The sequence below is a fragment of the Prosthecobacter sp. genome, assembly GCF_044222345.1.
GTDB lineage: Bacteria > Verrucomicrobiota > Verrucomicrobiia > Verrucomicrobiales > Verrucomicrobiaceae > Prosthecobacter.
The window spans coordinates 1-16,904 of record NZ_JBGANL010000081.1 but is presented as its reverse complement, the minus strand read 5'-3'; the positions used below and the strand labels follow the sequence as shown (position 1 = coordinate 16,904).

Genomic DNA, 16,904 nt, shown 5'->3' with positions numbered 1-16,904 from the left:
AGAAACGGATGAAGCGGATCAGCAGTTTCCAGCCGTCCGGATTTCCAGTCGCTCACCAGGCCGTCGGTGGTCAGTGCGTTCCAGAGCGATTGCAGTCCCACGTAGAACGTGGTGAGTTCTTCGCCACTGCGCTCATCGAGTACCACGTCGGTGCGGATCGGCATGCCCAGCGCACCAAGGCATGCGGCAAGACTCAGGCTTTGGGTGGGCCACCATCCTTCGATCATGCCGCGATGCCGGGGAACATCTCAGCGGTGAAACTGACCTGCGGCTCGTCCGTGTCGCTGAGTTCACGGGTGGGGTCCTTGTAGATGATCTTGCCTTCGGTGGGGGAGAACCCGTGGATCGAGTTCTGGAAGTTGGCCAGGGCGGTGATGGCCGTGCCTGGATGCTGGTCCGCGAAGCCGGTGGCCGTGTCGCCCACAATCACGCCGGAGAACTCGAAGGTGATGCGCGGGTTCTCAGCACGCACATAGGCGACCATGCGCTGGCTGTTTTTGCGCTCCACATACTCGCGGGTCGGTTTGATGGAGAGCTTGTTGACCAGCACGCCCGACTCGTCGGCGAGATCGTAGGCGGGACGCGCTCCGTGTTCGATGATGGCTTGGACGGGCATGGCTTTGCTCAGGCGGCGGATGTCAATTCGGCGGACTGGGCGCTGAGGGTGAAGCGCGTGGTGTGCGTGCGAGTGCGCTCCTCGCGGTTGAGTTCGCTCTCGCTGCGGGTGATGCGCAGGCGCCGGAGGTCCCAGCCGGTGCGTTCCGCTTCGGGAAGGGCGGCGATCCAGGCGAAGAGCGTGCCGACGTTGGCCAGAGCGGAGCGCAATGCCGCAGTCCAGATGGCCTCGGTGAGGACCGGGGTCTCATCGGCGTGCGTGTGGAGGAGCATGAACCCCGATGCTTCGACGAGCTTCGGGTGCGGGAACTCCAGCGTGTCGATGTGGCAGACGACGCAGGGGCGCTGGCGGCCGGCCATCTCCAGACCGATGCCGATGCTGAGCACGGTGGGAAGTCCGCCGGTTTGCTGGACGTGGGTGAGGTAATCGGCAATGAGTCGGGCGAGGCGGTATTCGAGCGAGGGTTGTGCTTCCATGCCCTACTTGCCTTGTCGAAACGCACGCTCCGCCATCGCCTTGAGTTTTTCGGCCAAAGCGTGTTGCAATCGCACACGGGCGCGACGTTCCGCTGAACGCAGGTTGCCGACATCGCAGGCGGTCGTGGCGTAGCTGACCTGGTTGTGCAGTTCGATGTGGCTGCCTTTCTGGCCGCGCTTCACCACGGCATCGCCCTGCGAGTTCTTGTGCGCTCCGGTGTTGGCCCAGCGTGGGATTCCGCGCACCGTTCCACCAAGTTTCTTGGCGGCGGCGATCCAGCCTGCCTTGACCGCACCGATCTGTTTTTGAACCTTGGTGATGTAGCGGTCCAATGCCTCGCCTTTGGAAATGATGGCCAGCGTTTTGGCGTCCGCGGGCACGCGGCCGTAGCGTGCCGTTCGTGCCTTGCGGTGTAGATCGGCGCGGACGGCTCCGATGGGAATGCCGGCCTTGGCACAGAGTTTTCGCAGCAGTCTGCGGGCCTTTTCCGGTTCGCCTTTCTTGCTGGCGTGCCAGTATTGGCGGGTCATGTCGGGGTCGGCTGCTTCGAGTTGCTTGAAAGCGCCACCGAGGTTGTCAGCACGCTTGAAGATGCGCTTGATGTCGGCGGCGATGCGCGCGGCCAGGCGTTTGTAGGGCTTGTCGGTGAGACCGAAGGGAAGCGTCACCCGTGCGCACTCCACGGCCAGTGTGCGCACTTCCTGGATGAGCAGCTTGTCCATCGGTCGCTGTGTCTCTTTGGGGAAGAGGGCGATCTTCTTTTTGATCGGGTCCAGGCCCGTGACTTTGCCGGTGACACGCATGGCTCAAGGATCGACCGGGCCGAGTTCGAGAGTCACAATCGCATGGGGTGGACGGTTCATCACCGCCTTGATGCGGTAGTCCTTTTGATCCCAGTGGACGATCTGGCCGCTGCGCGGGAGTTCGGAAAGAGAGGAGCGCAGCACCTTGGCGGTGAAGCGGATGTCATCAACCTCGCCACCCAGTACGAGTTCACCGGCAAGCATGGGTTCGGAGATCAGGGCCGGCAGCGACTGCCCTTGATAGAGAATGATCTTGCCAAACTCCCGGAGGATTTCAGAAAAGTCGGCGGTGATTTCATCGTGGATGGACATGACCAACAAGGGGTGTCAAACTGTCCCTCTTATGGCAAAGCGTCCCAGCTACGAAATTCCACGTCCTCAGCCCCCTGCCGAGTTTCTACAGGCACGCAATATCGCAGGAGTGGTCCTGCAGCAGCAATTCAAAAAATTAGGCGGCAAGCTCAAACCATCACTCGATTACCGCTGGATAAAAGCTGACCTGACTTGGCCATCTTTCGATCATTTGACCTTCGCATACGGCAACCAAATCTTTTCCGTTCTGGTTGAGGTTATTGATGGTGAGGAGTCTCAACTCTCAGAACAGGAGTGTCAGCGATGCTTCGTCGAGTGTGCGAAGAACAATCTCATTCCATGTGTTTTTCAGGTGTCACTGAGGGATATGAAGCCGCTGCGGGAAGGCTGGAACCTGCTGGCTTTGGAAACGAGTCTTCCAATTGCACCGCATGATCTTGTTACCGATGAGCGGATCGAGATGTCCGAATGGGAGCTGCGGAACATGGCTATTCAGATTGTCCGCGACAGTGTCGCGCAAAACGGCGGCAAGGTGCTCTCCTTCACCGATGTCCTTGGCATTGACCCTCAGGTATGGTTTGAAGACAACACTGGCACACGGGCGTGGGTTATAGTCAGGCATTACCCGGTTTTGTCTGGGGATGAGGCGCAAGAGTTTGTGGGTATCGAACGACAACACCCTCAACTTGTGCCTTTTGATGGTTACTTTGCCGCTGTTTCGATGGCATCTTCAGAGCCTTTTCTTTATGGCCGGGACGGTGGAATTATTCCGCTTTCACGCCGCTTTGATGGCTCAGCCCCGCTCTATCGGGGTGACGCATTTTACATCAAGTTTGACCGGCTGTTGAGCTTACACGTTACGTAGCCTCGCCCATAAAACAGCCCTCCCCGCATGAAGCGAAGGAGGGCTGCACCCGAACCCGAGGCCTGCGCCCCAGGAAATCAGAACACCAGAGCGAGGGTGAGCTTGTGCGCGGTGAGATCGCCCGCCGCCGCTTCGGTGGCCACGGTGGCGCGCAGGTGACGACGAGCGCTCGAAGGCAGTCGCACACGACGTGTGGCTGCCGCGGAACCATTGCCGCCGCTGCCCGTGACCACGAACCCGGCAAGCTCGGGAATGGCGGCAAACGATGCACCGTCCTCCGAATCCTCCAGCGTGGCCGTGACCGATTTGCCATCCGCAAGATCGGCGAGATCGGGCAGCGCCAACTCCACCTCGAAGCTGTGTTCGTTGGGTGGCGGTTGGCTGAGGTCGAGAGGGGCGGTGGAGGCCGAAGCGCCTGCTGCGGCAAGCGCGACGGACTGGGTAAGTTGGGCGTCTTTAAGGGAGTGCATGATGATGGAGCAGGGGATGAAGGTTGGATCACGCCTCGTCGTTGGCGATCGAGGCGGTGCGAATGATCGGGATGCCCTCCCATTCGGTGGGTAGCGGCGCGGGAGTGCCGTTGGTCGTGGTGGCCGTGCGGCTGTTGCGCAACTGCTCACGGGAGCGGCCGTTCATGAAGATGTGGGTCGGCTCCATGCCGAACTCCGTGAACTTCTCGTAGGCCGAGTAGAGAATGGTGTCATTGAGCATCTTTTTGCCCGCACCGGTTTCCTCGACGTTCTTGACGCGCACAGCACAGTTCTTGTTCGCCAGACGCATGCCGATGCGGCCCGTCATCCAGTTGGTGTAGGCCTTGTAGGGATTGCCGTCCGTGTCATAGACGGTTTCCAAATCCCACACGTCCTGTAGGCGGATGGTCTGGTTGTTGCCAAAGAGAAACTCGACGCACTCGCGGCCCAGGCGCAGGAACCACACGGAGGTTTTGGAGGCGGCCCCGCCCGCGTCGACCACATGGGCGGCATCCGCCTTGGCCTGTGCGAGCAAGCCGGGGAAGCCCTTGCTGTCGTTGCCCGTGCCGTAATAGAACTGCGAGCCGATGTACTGCATGGACGCCTCCATCACGCCGGAGGCATGATTTTCGAGCAGGCGGCCACGGTCGCGCGCGCCATCGACGACCTGCGCATCCACGGCGATCTGGTGATCGAGGATGTGGGTCTGGAAGGTGCGCGTTTCGTAGCTGGACTTGCTGCGTGCGACGCCCTCGTTGGCATTGCGGAAACGCACGGAGGGCAGGCCGGTGCGCACCGTAAGTTCCATCGTGGTGCCGAGGATGGTGTCGGCAGGGACCACGGCGAGTTCAGGAGCCAGTTTGACGGCTTCCTCAATGAGCGGATAACCGATGCCAGCGTCGAGCTTGGCGATGTCGAGAAGAGTGGGGACCATGGGGATGCAGATGAGTGAGAGGTTTTGGAAAAGGGATCAGGCCTTGGTGAACTGGCGGTTCCACTGCTCGGCGGCGGTGGTGGGTTTGGTGTCACCCGCAGGAGTGATCTTGGCCGGCACCTGCGTGCCCATTTCAGCGGCAATTTGCGCGGCCTTGATCGCGGCCCGCTTGTCGAGATCCTGCTCCCGGGCGGTGAGATCACGCACCTGGGTTTCGAGTTCGCCGCTGCGCTTGGTGAAGCGCTCCACATCAGCCTGGGCAGCGACGAGCTGGCCTTTGAGCGTGTCACGCTCCGTGCAGGCCTGCTGCAGAAGAGCCTGATGCTCCTGCTCCTTGGAGAGGAGTGTGGCTTTGAAGGTTTCGACCTGGGTGGAGGCGTCAGTCATCAAGCCCTCGCGGGCCTTGGCATCGGCTTCCAGTGTTTGAATGCGCGCGAGCGCCTCACTGAGTTGTTCTTCGACGGTTTTCATCGGGGTGGATGCCTGGGATCGCGTGTCAACTCGGGCTGCCTGCATGGAGCGCAGCCGGCTGATCACCTCGTCACGACTCCGGACCATGCCGGCCAGGTTGAGGCGCTGGGCGTTGCGGGCGCTGAAGCTCTGGCCTTCCATCGCGCTGTCAGGAATCTTGCGTCCCCGCGCCAGCACGGCGGTCTTGAACTCGGCGGCGATTTCCTCAATGTCGGATTGAATGAGCGCGCGCTGATCCTCGGTGAGCGGCACACCCGGCGTGGCCATGCCCTTGAATCTGCCCGCCGCAAACACCTCCACCTTCAGCCCTTCGCTGCGGAACTTCTCGGTGCTGTCGATGAACGGCAGCATCACGCCGATGGAACCAACGCGGGCGCTTGGCGTGGAGTAGATGGCGTCACACTGGGAGGCGATCCAGTAGGCCGCGCTGCACATCTGCCCGGCGCTGAACGCATAAACGGGCTTGAGCTTCGTGGCATCGGCCACGGTCTGTGCCAGTTCGGGCGTGCCATTGACCGTGCCGCCGGGCGAGTCGACGTCGAGAAGGATGGACTGCACATCCTCCCGCTGAACCGCCTCTTCAATGGCTTCGGTCACCTCGTTCATGTCGGTGGCACCGAAGAGCAGCGAGGAGATCAGGTCTGGTTGGCGCATGAGCGGGCCATGCAGATCAATGATGGCGACGCCATCGCTCACCGAGAGCAAGGCGTTGCGTGATGCGCCCGGCAGTTGAGTGCGGGCGTCAAAGAAAGCCACTGCCTGCGCCACCATGCCCTGCATGGCATCGGTGGTGATGAGCCAGGGTTGGCGGGAAAGAAGAGAATCGAGCGCGGTCACGCTCCGGCGGGAGTGTCAACAACGGGCGGTTGAATGAAAGTGCCGCCGCTCGGCTTCCACAGCATCTCCAGCGGCACGCCATACTTCGTGGCGGTGGCGAGAATCATCTTCGCATCACGCGCCCGGCGCTCCAGTTCCTCACCGAAGTCAGCGCCGAGTTCCTCGTAGTGATCGCTGATGGTCTTGAGGCCCATCTCCACATCAGATCGGTTCTGCTGCGCTTCGCGGCCCGCATCGACGGTGATCCGGCGGGGTGTCACACAACTGATCTTCCACCATCCCTGGACGGCAGGCAGATCGCCACGATCAATTGCATCGCCGATCACGTAGAACCACACGGGTTTGATGAACCGCTGGATGAGGATCATCTGCCGATACGAAAAGCGTCGATCCGCCTTGGCTACGACCAGGCGCACCCCCGCACCGCCCACCTTGGACGAATCGGCTGCAAACTCATACGGCAACACTCCGAGCGCGGCATCCCGGCGCAAATGCTCCAGGAACCGGTGAAAGTGGGACGGGTTGGCTCAAACGAGTCGAGTGACCGCTGGTCTTGAGCGCCACGAGCTTGCCGCCGGTGATCTGCTGCAGCGTGGTCGGGTTGGTGCCTTCTGCCTGATTCGCCCTGGGCCCCTTGATGGCGAAGTCAGAATCGTCATTGAGATCGCCCGTCTCTGTTTTGAGCACGCGCGTCACATCGCAGTTGTCCTTCACGGCGTGCTTCTCCAGGGCGAGCAGTTCCATCTCATCAAGGATGTGGTTGATGGAGTGCTGAATGGTCGGGGCGTTGCGCACGCTGGTGGCGTTCTCCGGCTCAAATATATGCAGCACGCTTTGGGCGGGGAGTTCGCGTGAAGACTGATCTTCGAGCACGCGGTAGGACTGCGGTGCGCCCCAAGCATCCAATGTGATGCCATGGAACGATTGCATGGCGGTGTTGCCCTCACCGATGCGGTGCGATTCGATCAATTGCAGAGCAGCGATGCCGAGACGGCTGCGCGTGAGATGAATGAAGTATTCGCCGTCCACGTCCATGCCCCGGCAAAGGAGCGACTGCACTTCCTCGAAGCTGAACCGCCCGGTGATTTCGCAGCGCGTGGACCAGGCGCGGAAGTAAGCCTCCGCCTGGCGGTTCCAGCTCACGTCGTCTGACTGCGCTTGCGGGCGGATCCCATCGCCGGTCGAATAGATGGCCATGTTGCTGACCATCTCCCGCACGAAGCCCGAGTTCTTGGCGAGGTAGCGTGAACGTCGCACCAGTTCACGGTGAACGTGGGGCGTGAGATCATGTTTGGCATCACGGGGCGATGCACCTGGCACCGAGCCGCGCCTGGGCGAAGCGTTGGCGGATTCATAGACGGAGGTCCATGCCTTGGGCAGAAGGGCAGGGGGCAGCCAGTGGGCCGCCCATTGTTGAAGGGCGGTCATTTGGCGAGATGGTGGATGGCCGAATTGGTGATGCGGCGACGGCAGCGATAGGTGGCGGGTTCAAGGACGCGCAGCGCGTGCGCACACTCCTCAAGCGTCTCTTTGACGGTCATGGGGAACTGCTTGGAGGCGTTCGAACCGCTGTCGGACCAGCTCATGAGAGTCTTGCCCTCGATGAGCATCTCTTTGGCCTTCGCCTGGATGCTGAGAACTTCTGCGACGGTGAACCCGACAGTGAACAAACCTTGCGCCATGAGCGGGGTGCCCTGTCAACGGCTTGCGTCCTTCACGTCGCGTTTGATCTCATCGACCGTGAGGCGGATGTAGTTCACGTCCGTTTTGACCACGTCGGTGGCGCGTTCCAGCAGGTTGATCTTCACCTCGTGGGATTCGATGCGCTGGCGGTCCTCGTTGCGCAACAGTTCCAGGTGGCGCAGCGTGCTGGTGTGCACGCCCCATGCCGTGGCTCCGGCGATGACAAGCGAGAGGATCTGCACGAGATGCCCGAGGCTGATGGTGGAATCAAAGCGTGGCTGGGTCATGCGCTGATGAGCTTGAGGATGGAGGCGGGCGTGACAAAGCCGAGCGTGTTGAGCGTGCCGCTGCCCTTGAGGAAGCGGATGCGGTTGGTGATCCAGTCGCCCTCGCGTTCCTTGGCAGATGTGCTCGGATCGAGGGACGTGTTGCCTTCGATGGTGGCCATGCTCACGCCACGCATGGCGGTGACGATGCCGGCATGGCCGTTGCTCGTGCTGCCATGACGTGCGAGCCAGAGGGAACCGGCTTCGGCGTTGGCCGAAAGCAGTCCCAGCTTGCGGAAGCTGCCCGCGCTTGTGACGCAGTGTGGCGTCATCGTCTGCTGCCAGCGTTTGATCTGGGCGGGCGTGGCCGCCAGTGAACGCAGGGTGGCGAGGACCATGCCTTCGGCGAAGGCGGCGCAGTAGGCCCAGCCTTCCTGCCAGGGCGACTGGCGCATCAGGGAGCGCAGTTCATCGACGAGGGCGCGGTCTGGTCCGGGCGTGCTCGGGTTGTCCCAGTTTGCGTTGGGCTTGACTTCACGCAGGCCGACAAAGCGGCTGGCGTGCCGGATGATACCCTGAGCCAGTTGGTCGCTGGTCATGGCTTCCTCCAGTTGATGCGCAGGCGGCCATAGGCGGCAGTGGCAAGACCGCCGAACTGCGCGAGGGAATCCCAGTTGGCGGCGGTCCAGTCCACCATGCCCTGCACTTCTTCGGTGGGTAGATGCAGACCGAAGAGACGGCCGATGGCACCGAGGGCCGAAATGAGAATGCCGGCATAGGTGAGCTTGCCTTGGAGAGTTTGGGGTGGGTTCATGCCACCGCCTGCCGTGTCAATCTGCGACCGGCCCAGTCTCCTCGTCAGGCTCGGCTTCAGTTTTGACCGACTCCTGGCCAACCAGCTTGAGCATCACGGCGGCAGCCACCTGCATCGCCTCGCAGTCCCAGTAATGATTGGGGCGCTTGCCAATGCGTTCCCACAGCCACTTGCCGCCTTTGCGCACGCGCTGCTCGCTCTCCATCTGCGTGAGGTAGTCGTCGCCTGCGTCCTCGGCGATTTCCCAGGTGGCACCGCGTTCGGGATCCTGATTGCGCCGCAACCGGGCGAGCATGTCCTTGATGTTGAGGTTGGACCAGTAGAACACCGAGCAGGTCTGGCCGCGTCCCAGCACCACCTTGCGACGCGGCGAGTAGAACCGGTGCACACTGTGGCCATCCTTGGTGCGGTGAACGTAGGTGGCACGGCGGTCGCCCATCAGCGCCACCCAGCCATGCTTGGCGCACTCGCGATACACGTCATACGTGGCGTGACCGGCATCGACGAACACGAGGTTGGCGTGGATGGTGAACCGCTCCTGCAGACTGAGCACTTCGTCCCAGGTGGGCACGCGTTCGCGCCACACCAGGCGCGATGAACCATCGAGCGACCAGCCACGCACAATCACAAAGAAATGGTCCATCTGGCAGTCCACCGTCATGAACCGCAGCGGAGCCGCCGCCTGTGCCGGATCGAAGGGCGGCGTGAGGAACTTGCCGTGCTTGCTGACGGCGGCTTCATCGTCCCACGTTTCACCCAGGCGATAACCGCTGGGCGTGATCTCCAACTTGAAGTCCTCCAAGTAATCGCGCCATGGCAGCGCGAGGCGCTTTTGATAGAACTGACGCAACGGCTCCAGATCGCCCTGCTTCGCCGCTGCCTTGGCCCGCAGATAGAGCTCGGCGAGCCTGCCCCAGCTCATCGCGCACAGGGCATTCCAATGGAAGCCCACGTTTTCCGGGGACGCGTTGATGTTTGTCGCCACATAGCGTCCGGAAGTGTTGAGCTGGCGGCGTGTCCGGTCGCTGTCATCAAACGCATGGCCACAGCCCTCGCAGGTGAGTGAAGCCGTCTCGCGCACGCGGGTAAAGTTCCATTCGCCATCGTCATCGCGGGCGTCCTTGCTCCATTCCACGTTCTCCCATTTGAAGGGCTGGCGCAGATCGCAGTGCGGACACGCAAAGGTCCACTCGCGCATGTCGGTCGTTTCGAACTTGCGGTGCGTGTCGTCGTTCTCCTCACCGCCCTGAGACATGAACAGGCACTTGCCCAGCCAGCCGAAGGCGGTGACGCGTGCCTCGGCCTCCGCCATGTGCCCCGTCGGCCAACGCCAGGTTTCATCGCCGATAAGCCAGCGGATCGAGCGCCGCTGCAGGTTCGTCTTGTTGTGGGCTCCGAGCACCCACAGCGTCATGCCGTTGGAGAAGTGCTTGGTGGCCGTCTTGAGCTTGTGGCGATCGCGCGGGTAGAGCGCCTGCACGGCTGGGCACTCATCAAACACTCGGCCAAGACGGCTTTCGGCCTGATCTTTCGCGTCATCATCGGTCTGGTCGAGCCAGAGCGCGGGTCCCGGCAGGTTGGGGATGATGTAGCAGAGGCCGATCTCACCGATCGTGGTCTTGCTCGATTGGATCGCCGCAATGATCGAGACGATCCGAACCTTGGGATCAACGAGAGCTTCCAGCGGCTCCTTCAACCATGGTGAGTTGTCCGCACGGAACCGGCCCGGGACCGGCGAGTAGGGGATGGAATGAATGTGTTCCTCCGCCCAGGCCCATGGTGGACGGCGGTCAGGTGGACGCCATGCTTCGCACCAGATTGCTTCGAGGATGCTCACGCAACCGGCGCGAAGTCAAAATGCGACGACAGGAAATGTTCCTGGGCTAGAATGAATGATGATCCGGCCAGTCCTTACCGCCTTGCTGCTTGCGCCCACAATGTTCCTTGGTTCTTGCGCATCCCGACCTGTGAAACCGCTCGCAACCGTTCCCAAAGTTGAGTTGCCCCGTTACATGGGCAAGTGGCATGAAGTGGCCAGACTGCCCATGTTCTTCCAGCGTGGCTGCGTCGAATCCACCGCCGAGTATGCGATAAAGGAGGACGGGGCGGTTTCAGTCATCAATCGCTGCCTGAAGAACGGGAAGCCAAAACAAGTGCGTGGGACGGCGACCGTGGTTGATGCCAGGACCAATGCGGTTCTTGAAGTGCGATTCAATGAATGGTTCTCTGTCTTCATTCCTCGCGCGAAGCAGGGGAACTACTTCATCGTCTGGCTCGCGGAAGACTATTCTTCCGCCGCCGTTGGAACGCCGGATCGGAAGTGCCTTTGGATTCTAGCACGCACGACCAGCCTGCCGAAGACCACCTATGACAAGATCGTCGCTCACTGTCGCGGCCTTGGTTTTCCGGTTGAGAGCCTGATCGTTGAGAAGGCCCAACAGCCCTGAGCGCGTCACTTGCCGCCCTCATGGAGGATGGTGAGCACCTCATCAATGGCTTTGCGGCACTCCTCTTGAATGCCAGTCGCATCGAGTCCGGACAGGATCGGCGGCAACTCTGACTCAAACTTGTTGCGCAACAAGGCTGTGGCCCGCCCAATCTGCGTCGTCCATGTGCGCCTCACTTCTTCGACGGTCACATAAAGTCCTTTGCGAACGGCCACCTTGAGTTCACGTTCCTCCACTTCGGCGAGCAGTTTGCGGGCACGCAGGGCGGTGTCGAAGTCTGTGCCTGGCTCGGCCCCCTTAAGGTCATGCCGCTTCATGAACTCGCGCCATGCGGCCACATCATGCAGGCCGTTTGGGGCGGCTTGTGGCGCGTCCTTGCGCTTTTTCCAGGTGGTGATCGACTGGCGCGTCGCTCCGAGGAGTTCGGCCAACTCCACGAAGTTGCGAGCGAATGCGGGGCCGGATCCAACCGCCGTGCTGCTGGCGAGATTTTGCAGCATGCTGCGCTCCGCCCGGGTCAGCTTGCCTCCCTTGTGAACGCGTTGGACGAGGTTGGCGAGATCCTTGTTGAGGAGCTTGCGGGCGAGGTCGGGCGGGAGCGAAGATTCCATGCTCCGCAGGATGCGGAGTCAACGTCACTTCATCGCTAGCAGCTTCATCAACGCCACCACGGCATAGCCACGCGGCGTGGCCCGTTCCTGCTCCCAGTTCTCCAATGTGCGTTTGCTGATGCCGAGGAACTCCGCCGCATCCCGCTGGCTGAACTCCTTCTTTTCCCGCCACGCCTGCAGCGCACGCGCGAATTTCCGGGGAGTCACCCCTTTGGGCAGTTTCATGGCGGCCATACGCAAGTCACGCATAGGCGGGATTCGGCGTCAACAGCGTTGACACTCCTGCCGGAGCGTGAGCATTCCCATCTACTGCGCCCATACGCGCGTGATTGATCCCAACAGCCTGAAGCCTAATCCGGCGAATCCGAACCGGCACAGTGCGCATCAGATCCAACTGCTCGCCTCCATCATTCAAGAGCAGGGCTGGCGCAATCCCATCACACTCTCCAAACGCAGCGGCCTCATTGTGCGCGGGCATGGCCGGCTGGAGGCCGCGCTGCTTATCGGCTGTGACGTCGTGCCGATCGATGAACAGGACTACGCCACCGAAGCCGAGGAGTTGGCCGATCTGCTGGCTGACAACCGCCTCGCGGAACTGGCCGAACTCGACGAGGACGAACTCAAGCGCCTGCTCAAATCCATCCAGGAGAGCGATCCCGCCTTCGACCTCGAACTCACCGGCTTTGCCGAGGATGAAATTCGCAAGCTGTTCGACGCTGAAGACCCTGCGGAGGATTTGGAAATAATCCCCCGCATGGAATGCCAGGCTTTCGAGCATCACGATTACCTCGTCTTCATGTTCCATGACCTGCGCGACTGGATGCAGGTGCTGCAGCTCATGGGCGTGCGCGAAGTGGACTACTCCATCACACGAACCACCAAAAAACTCGGCATCGGCCGCGTCCTCCATGGAAAACGCCTCATCCAACTCTGCCAACGGGCCGCAATGGCCGGAATTCCAACCGCTGAGCCTGCGCCTGGTCATCCTGAGCCGCAGCCGGGCGCGAACGATGACCAGCCACAAGCTGTTCCCGAGCGCCACGCTACTGGTGCCCGAAAGCGAGCTTGAGCAGTATGCGCACATCCCGCTGGACAAGGCCACTGTGCCCGATGCGGTGATGGGCATCTCCTCGTTGCGCAACTGGGTGCTCAAGCACTTCAAGGAGGACTCGATCATCATGCTAGATGACGACATCTGCGCCTGCGTATGCATGGTGTCTCTGCGCTGCCGCAAGCTCTCAATGGATGAGACGCTGCAAATGCTCTCCAACTCGGCCTACAACGCGCGTGGCGCCGGAGCCCGTCTGTTTGGCTGGCACCAGCGCAGCGATCCGCGTCTGCTCCAGCGCAACGATCCCTTTGGAGTCAACCATTGGGTGGGCGGAGCGGTGGGCGTGGTGCGCGACGCGAATGGCGGCATTCCCAAGTGGGACGAACTGCTCAAGTGCAAGTGCGACATCGACGCCACGCTTCAGGAGCTTCTCGATAATCGCCTGGTCTGGAATGAAGCCCGGTTCTGCTTCGTGCAAGAGCGGGACAAGAACCTCGGCGGCAATTCATTGTTCCGCAGCGCCGAGCGCATCGCCACCGAGAAGCGGCACCTCAAGCGCAAGTGGAAGGCCCACATCGACTTCGGTGACTACAAGAGCCAGGACCGCGTCTCGATGAACGCGCCACGGAGGCAAAGCATCGCGCTCTGATGACGCACCCCACGGCACCTTCCAAACTCTGCGACCTCCCATTTTCATGAGCAATATTTGGTGATGCAAACGGATGGATTCCCGAAGTCACGGTGACGAGGGCATCCTTCATGGACCTCCCAGATCTCTTTCCCGCCAACCCCATGCAACTGCGCACGATCCGCGGCTACAACTTCAGCGAGGTGTCTTCTGCCATGCAGAAGGCCATCCGCCGGGGTGATGCTGCATTGGCGGGTTACTGGGCCTTGGAACTTTGGCAGAGCGGTTTCGGCAAGTATGTGTGGAAGCGCCTGCTCACCATCAGCGCGGAGGACTGCTGGGGCATCCTCACGCAGGAGGTGAAGGCGCTGCATGACAGCTACCTCGTCATCAACGACGGCATCCCGCCCAAGCAGGCGAAGGGCCGCATCTTCATCAGCAAGGCAGTGATCTTGCTGTGCCTGAGCAAGAAAAGCCGCGATCCCGATCACCTGCAAAACTTTGTCTATGACCAGACGGCCGGTCTTGATCCTGACACGCTCGCCCAAGAGTTGCGCAACAGCGGTGACTACATTGCCATTCCTGAGTATGCGTATGACTGCCACACGCGCGAGGGCAAGAAGCGCGGCAAGACCAAAAAGGACTTCTTCAAGGCGGAGCAAGCCGCGCTGGAACCTCTCCAGCCGGGGTTGTTCGATCATCTAATCGACGGTCCATAGGCCAGCCACTCCACGGTGCGGGCGAACGAAGTCTCGAAAGTCTCTGGCGGCGTCCATGCCAGTTCTTGCTGAATGCGACTGCCGTCCAGGCTGTAGCGCAGATCATGGCCGGGGCGCGAACGGTGGAAGTCGGTGGGCTGCAGGTTCACGCTGCGATGGAGCATCACGCCGATGGAGCGGGCGATCTCGAGATTGGACACCTCGCGCTCGCCCGCGATGTGGTAGCGGCTCGGGCGGTCATGCCGGGGGAACATGTTGGGTGTGCCGCGTTCCAGGATGGCCAGCAGCGCATCGGCGTGATGCTGGGCATGCAGCCAGACGCGGCTACCGCTCACGAATCGGCCTCCCGCATCGTATTGGCCATGAACCTGGATGGCCTCGCCCTTGAGAATACGCTCCACACACAGGGGGATGAACTTCTCACGATGCTGGTACTCGCCGAAGTTGTTCATCGTGTTGGTGATCACGACGGGTACGCCGTAGGTGCGCCAGTAGGAAATAGCGATGGCCTCCTGCGCCGCCTTGCTGGCCGCGTAGGGATTGGAGGGCAGGGGAGTGTCCCATTCCCTGTGACTGGTGCCCTCGGCGGAGGGGCCATAGACCTCGTCAGTGCTGATCTGCACGAAGAGACGCGGCTTTGCCTGCCGTGCGAACTCTAGCATGTGGAGCACGAGGGAGACGTTGTTTTGAACAAACGGCACCGGGGCCGCGATGGAGCGATCCACATGCGACTCGGAGGCGATGTTGAAGATCGCGTCCACCGGACCGATGGCCAGGGCGAGTGCCTCGGCAATCGGAGCGCGAAGATCGTGCCAGAGCAGTGTGATGCGCGAGCGGTCGTAGTGGGGGATCGCCGCCAGTTGATTCACGTCGGCCGCATAGTTGAGCGAGTCGAGCACGACGATGTGATGATCGGTGCGTTCGAGCAGATGGCTGACGAAATGGTGGCCGATGAACCCGGCACCGCCGGTGACAAGGAGACGCTGCTTCATGGCAGGCGGCGGCTGTCAAAGCGATGGTCGCAACAAGGACGCTGATGGTCGCATCAAGTTCACGCGCGGGGTCGGAATATACTCACACCTTGCGCTCCGGCGTTCCTGTAAAACGCTTCCAATGCGGCAACAAACGGCAAGCTGTTGTAGCCAATGCGTCTCATGACCTTCAGTGCTACCAACCAGAGAATCCAACCATCAACCAGGTGATTGCGACCAGTGCCACGACCCAGATCCAGCCGCGTGCGAATCCCGTGAGATCCGTTCGGTAAGCACGCCAGAATCCAGCGCCGTGTGTGCCGCGTCCTGGATGAAGGAGGTGGACGATGAGCGATTGGCGGCCGGTCTCCGCTGCGTCCTTGGCAACCTCCGCCTGATTGGGCCAATCAAGCGGATCGCCAGCATGACCGGGTAGTTCGGTGGGTGTCTCGAGGCGGGAAAAAAACGAATCTGTCGAACCGGCGGGTTCGGGCTTGGTGATGAGGCTTACCCCGATTAGCGCCGCAACACCCACAGCGAAGGCGGTGCAAAACACGGTGGGATTCCAATGATCGAACCGCTCGCCGCGCAGATGATAGACGATAAAATTCGTAGCAAACGCGGCGACCACGCTGGCGAGTGCTCCCCAGCGATTGGCGCGGCGCCACACAATGCCGCCGAGCAGGCCAATGCCCATGTAGGTGGCCATGGTTTCAGTCAGCAGGAAGGAGTAGAGCACCTTGTCGATGAAGAATAGCGCATAGACGACACTGAGCAGCGTGATGAGCAGACCGCTCAGTCGTCCTGCCCCCAGGTAATGCTTGTCAGACCGCCCAGGGGCCCAGTGGCGGCGGTAGAGACCCTCGGTGAACAGCGCGCCGCTGTTTACCATGAAGGCGGAGCCGGTGGACATGTTGGCCGCAAGCACGCAGGCGATCATCAGGCCCAGAGCCCCTGGAAAAAGGAGGTGACGGCACGCAAAACCGAAGGCCTCCTCGGGATCGGCGAGTTGGTTCACTCCAAAGCTCCCTTGGGCGAGCATGGCCGCCACCATCAGCCCCACCATCGCCCAACCGACGGTGCAGACGCGTTTGATGAAGTTGCCCCAAAAAAAGCCGATGCGGCAGGTTTGTTCGTCGCGGCCCGTGCCCACCGCCGCCAGCATGTGCGGCTGCGCGAGAATGCCAACCAAGCCGTTTACCATGAGCATGAAAATGTACCACGGGCCGATGCCTTCGGGCGCAGCCAGGGAAAACGAGTGCGCTTCCAGCGACTGTCTCATGCCGGTCATCCCGCCGACCACGCCCCACCCCAGGGGGATCAACATGAAGGAGAGGGCGATGATCAGAAAGCCTTGGAAGAAGTCGGTCCACGCCGCCGCAACGAGACCGCCAATAAAGCTGTAAAGGACAAAGATGATCGTCATCGCGACGACAATCTCATCGACGGCCAATTGGCCACCTGCCGCCTGACTGATCACCTTGCCAGCTCCCTTGAGCATCCCGGCCGAGTTGATGGTGAAAAAGATCAGGGCGAAGGCAATGTAGATCCCTCCCATCCACCGACCATAACGATCCTCCGTCAGTTCGGCAATCGTGGTTCGGCGGATGCGGCGCAGCAGCGGCGCAAACAACCAAAAGAAGGGCGTTGCGAACAGGTTCTTCCACTGAAACCAGATGCCTGAGAATCCCATTTGGCTGACGGCCCCGGCCAGCGACACCGGCATCTCCGCATGCGTGCCGACGCCGAAGCTCTGTCCCATCATCAACCATTTGCCAAAACCGCGCTTCCCAAGAAAAAACTGGCTGGTGTCCTTCACCCGCCTTCCGGCGACCACACCCACGGTGCCGATGAAAACGAAGTAGATGACGAGAACCGTCCAGTCGGCTGCGGCGATGTTCATGGGTTGGAGCCAAACGTCTGAACCCT

Annotated in this window: 24 protein-coding genes; 5 read left to right on the top strand and 19 right to left on the bottom strand. The window is 61.2% G+C overall.

Going from position 1 to position 16,904, the window contains the following annotated elements:
- From ACILSL_RS24945 to ACILSL_RS24925, 5 genes are all read right to left on the bottom strand, one after another.
- A partial coding sequence (locus ACILSL_RS24945; RefSeq protein WP_395734792.1) for a hypothetical protein occupies positions 1 to 227 on the bottom strand: 227 nt, incomplete at its 3' end.
- Positions 224 to 616, bottom strand: a complete 393-nt coding sequence (locus tag ACILSL_RS24940) for a hypothetical protein (RefSeq protein WP_294382372.1) — start codon at positions 614 to 616, stop codon at positions 224 to 226. The genes ACILSL_RS24945 and ACILSL_RS24940, both read right to left, overlap by 4 nt.
- Before the next feature lie 8 nt (positions 617 to 624).
- Positions 625 to 1,092: a hypothetical protein gene (locus tag ACILSL_RS24935; protein WP_395734791.1), complete on the bottom strand. Its 468-nt coding sequence runs from the start codon at positions 1,090 to 1,092 to the stop codon at positions 625 to 627.
- Positions 1,093 to 1,095: 3 nt separating this feature from the next.
- Positions 1,096 to 1,896 carry a hypothetical protein gene (locus ACILSL_RS24930; RefSeq protein ID WP_395734790.1) on the bottom strand — a complete coding sequence of 267 codons (801 nt, stop codon included), beginning with the start codon at positions 1,894 to 1,896 and terminating at the stop codon, positions 1,096 to 1,098.
- Positions 1,897 to 1,899: 3 nt separating this feature from the next.
- Positions 1,900 to 2,208: a hypothetical protein gene (locus tag ACILSL_RS24925; RefSeq protein WP_395734789.1), complete on the bottom strand. Its 309-nt coding sequence runs from the start codon at positions 2,206 to 2,208 to the stop codon at positions 1,900 to 1,902.
- Here ACILSL_RS24925 and ACILSL_RS24920 point away from each other — a divergent pair.
- Entirely contained in the window at positions 2,201 to 3,073 is an 873-nt protein-coding gene (locus ACILSL_RS24920; protein WP_395734788.1) for a hypothetical protein, read from the top strand. The two genes, ACILSL_RS24925 and ACILSL_RS24920, sit on opposite strands and share 8 nt — an antisense overlap.
- Positions 3,074 to 3,150: 77 nt before the next feature.
- Here the strand turns inward: ACILSL_RS24920 and ACILSL_RS24915 are convergent, their stop codons facing one another.
- Genes ACILSL_RS24915 through ACILSL_RS24870 form a run of 10 tightly spaced genes read right to left on the bottom strand, consistent with a single transcriptional unit; the run spans position 3,151 to position 10,385 of the window.
- Positions 3,151 to 3,543 (bottom strand): hypothetical protein, encoded by a 393-nt coding sequence (locus ACILSL_RS24915; protein WP_395734787.1) that lies wholly within the window; start codon positions 3,541 to 3,543, stop codon positions 3,151 to 3,153.
- A gap of 28 nt (positions 3,544 to 3,571) precedes the next feature.
- The gene (locus tag ACILSL_RS24910; RefSeq protein WP_395734786.1) at positions 3,572 to 4,477 is read right to left on the bottom strand and encodes a major capsid protein; all 906 of its coding nucleotides are present in this window, start codon (positions 4,475 to 4,477) and stop codon (positions 3,572 to 3,574) included.
- A 36-nt stretch (positions 4,478 to 4,513) separates the two neighbouring features.
- On the bottom strand, positions 4,514 to 5,785 hold the full coding sequence (locus ACILSL_RS24905; protein ID WP_395734785.1) for a S49 family peptidase: 1,272 nt from the start codon (positions 5,783 to 5,785) through the stop codon (positions 4,514 to 4,516).
- On the bottom strand, positions 5,782 to 6,249 hold the full coding sequence (locus ACILSL_RS24900; RefSeq protein WP_395734784.1) for a hypothetical protein: 468 nt from the start codon (positions 6,247 to 6,249) through the stop codon (positions 5,782 to 5,784). Before ACILSL_RS24900 ends, ACILSL_RS24905 begins: the two co-directional genes overlap by 4 nt.
- Positions 6,239 to 7,213 (bottom strand): phage portal protein, encoded by a 975-nt coding sequence (locus ACILSL_RS24895; RefSeq protein WP_395734783.1) that lies wholly within the window; start codon positions 7,211 to 7,213, stop codon positions 6,239 to 6,241. The genes ACILSL_RS24900 and ACILSL_RS24895 overlap by 11 nt, the downstream gene beginning before the upstream one ends.
- On the bottom strand, positions 7,210 to 7,467 hold the full coding sequence (locus tag ACILSL_RS24890) for a hypothetical protein (RefSeq protein WP_395734782.1): 258 nt from the start codon (positions 7,465 to 7,467) through the stop codon (positions 7,210 to 7,212). Before ACILSL_RS24890 ends, ACILSL_RS24895 begins: the two co-directional genes overlap by 4 nt.
- Before the next feature lie 15 nt (positions 7,468 to 7,482).
- The gene (locus ACILSL_RS24885; protein ID WP_294380227.1) at positions 7,483 to 7,755 is read right to left on the bottom strand and encodes a hypothetical protein; all 273 of its coding nucleotides are present in this window, start codon (positions 7,753 to 7,755) and stop codon (positions 7,483 to 7,485) included.
- Entirely contained in the window at positions 7,752 to 8,333 is a 582-nt protein-coding gene (locus ACILSL_RS24880) for a hypothetical protein (RefSeq protein WP_395734781.1), read from the bottom strand. The genes ACILSL_RS24885 and ACILSL_RS24880 overlap by 4 nt, the downstream gene beginning before the upstream one ends.
- Positions 8,330 to 8,548: a hypothetical protein gene (locus ACILSL_RS24875; protein ID WP_395734780.1), complete on the bottom strand. Its 219-nt coding sequence runs from the start codon at positions 8,546 to 8,548 to the stop codon at positions 8,330 to 8,332. The genes ACILSL_RS24880 and ACILSL_RS24875 overlap by 4 nt, the downstream gene beginning before the upstream one ends.
- 16 nt (positions 8,549 to 8,564) lie before the next feature.
- Entirely contained in the window at positions 8,565 to 10,385 is a 1,821-nt protein-coding gene (locus ACILSL_RS24870; protein ID WP_395734779.1) for a terminase gpA endonuclease subunit, read from the bottom strand.
- A gap of 130 nt (positions 10,386 to 10,515) precedes the next feature.
- Between ACILSL_RS24870 and ACILSL_RS24865 the strand changes: the two genes are divergently transcribed.
- A complete protein-coding gene (locus ACILSL_RS24865; RefSeq protein ID WP_395734778.1) occupies positions 10,516 to 10,995 on the top strand; it encodes a lipocalin family protein in 480 nt (159 codons plus the stop codon).
- A gap of 5 nt (positions 10,996 to 11,000) precedes the next feature.
- Here ACILSL_RS24865 and ACILSL_RS24860 read toward each other — a convergent pair whose 3' ends face one another.
- Together ACILSL_RS24860 and ACILSL_RS24855 are read right to left on the bottom strand one after the other, a co-directional pair.
- On the bottom strand, positions 11,001 to 11,606 hold the full coding sequence (locus ACILSL_RS24860) for a hypothetical protein (RefSeq protein WP_395734777.1): 606 nt from the start codon (positions 11,604 to 11,606) through the stop codon (positions 11,001 to 11,003).
- A 24-nt stretch (positions 11,607 to 11,630) separates the two neighbouring features.
- Positions 11,631 to 11,831, bottom strand: coding sequence for a helix-turn-helix domain-containing protein (locus ACILSL_RS24855; RefSeq protein ID WP_395734776.1), 201 nt, complete (start codon positions 11,829 to 11,831; stop codon positions 11,631 to 11,633).
- Positions 11,832 to 11,898: 67 nt separating this feature from the next.
- Between ACILSL_RS24855 and ACILSL_RS24850 the strand changes: the two genes are divergently transcribed.
- The 3 genes from ACILSL_RS24850 to ACILSL_RS24840 all read left to right on the top strand — a co-directional run bounded on the left by ACILSL_RS24850 (position 11,899) and on the right by ACILSL_RS24840 (position 14,004).
- Positions 11,899 to 12,675: a ParB/Srx family N-terminal domain-containing protein gene (locus tag ACILSL_RS24850; protein ID WP_395734775.1), complete on the top strand. Its 777-nt coding sequence runs from the start codon at positions 11,899 to 11,901 to the stop codon at positions 12,673 to 12,675.
- Positions 12,617 to 13,306 carry a hypothetical protein gene (locus ACILSL_RS24845; protein WP_395734774.1) on the top strand — a complete coding sequence of 230 codons (690 nt, stop codon included), beginning with the start codon at positions 12,617 to 12,619 and terminating at the stop codon, positions 13,304 to 13,306. Before ACILSL_RS24850 ends, ACILSL_RS24845 begins: the two co-directional genes overlap by 59 nt.
- A 110-nt stretch (positions 13,307 to 13,416) precedes the next feature.
- Positions 13,417 to 14,004 carry a hypothetical protein gene (locus ACILSL_RS24840; protein ID WP_395734773.1) on the top strand — a complete coding sequence of 196 codons (588 nt, stop codon included), beginning with the start codon at positions 13,417 to 13,419 and terminating at the stop codon, positions 14,002 to 14,004.
- Here the strand turns inward: ACILSL_RS24840 and ACILSL_RS24835 are convergent.
- Together ACILSL_RS24835 and ACILSL_RS24830 are read right to left on the bottom strand one after the other, a co-directional pair.
- The gene (locus tag ACILSL_RS24835; protein WP_395734772.1) at positions 13,983 to 14,996 is read right to left on the bottom strand and encodes a dTDP-glucose 4,6-dehydratase; all 1,014 of its coding nucleotides are present in this window, start codon (positions 14,994 to 14,996) and stop codon (positions 13,983 to 13,985) included. The genes ACILSL_RS24840 and ACILSL_RS24835 overlap by 22 nt on opposite strands.
- 175 nt (positions 14,997 to 15,171) lie before the next feature.
- Positions 15,172 to 16,878 carry a sodium:solute symporter gene (locus tag ACILSL_RS24830; protein WP_395734771.1) on the bottom strand — a complete coding sequence of 569 codons (1,707 nt, stop codon included), beginning with the start codon at positions 16,876 to 16,878 and terminating at the stop codon, positions 15,172 to 15,174.
- Between the last annotated feature and the right edge of the window lie 26 nt (positions 16,879 to 16,904).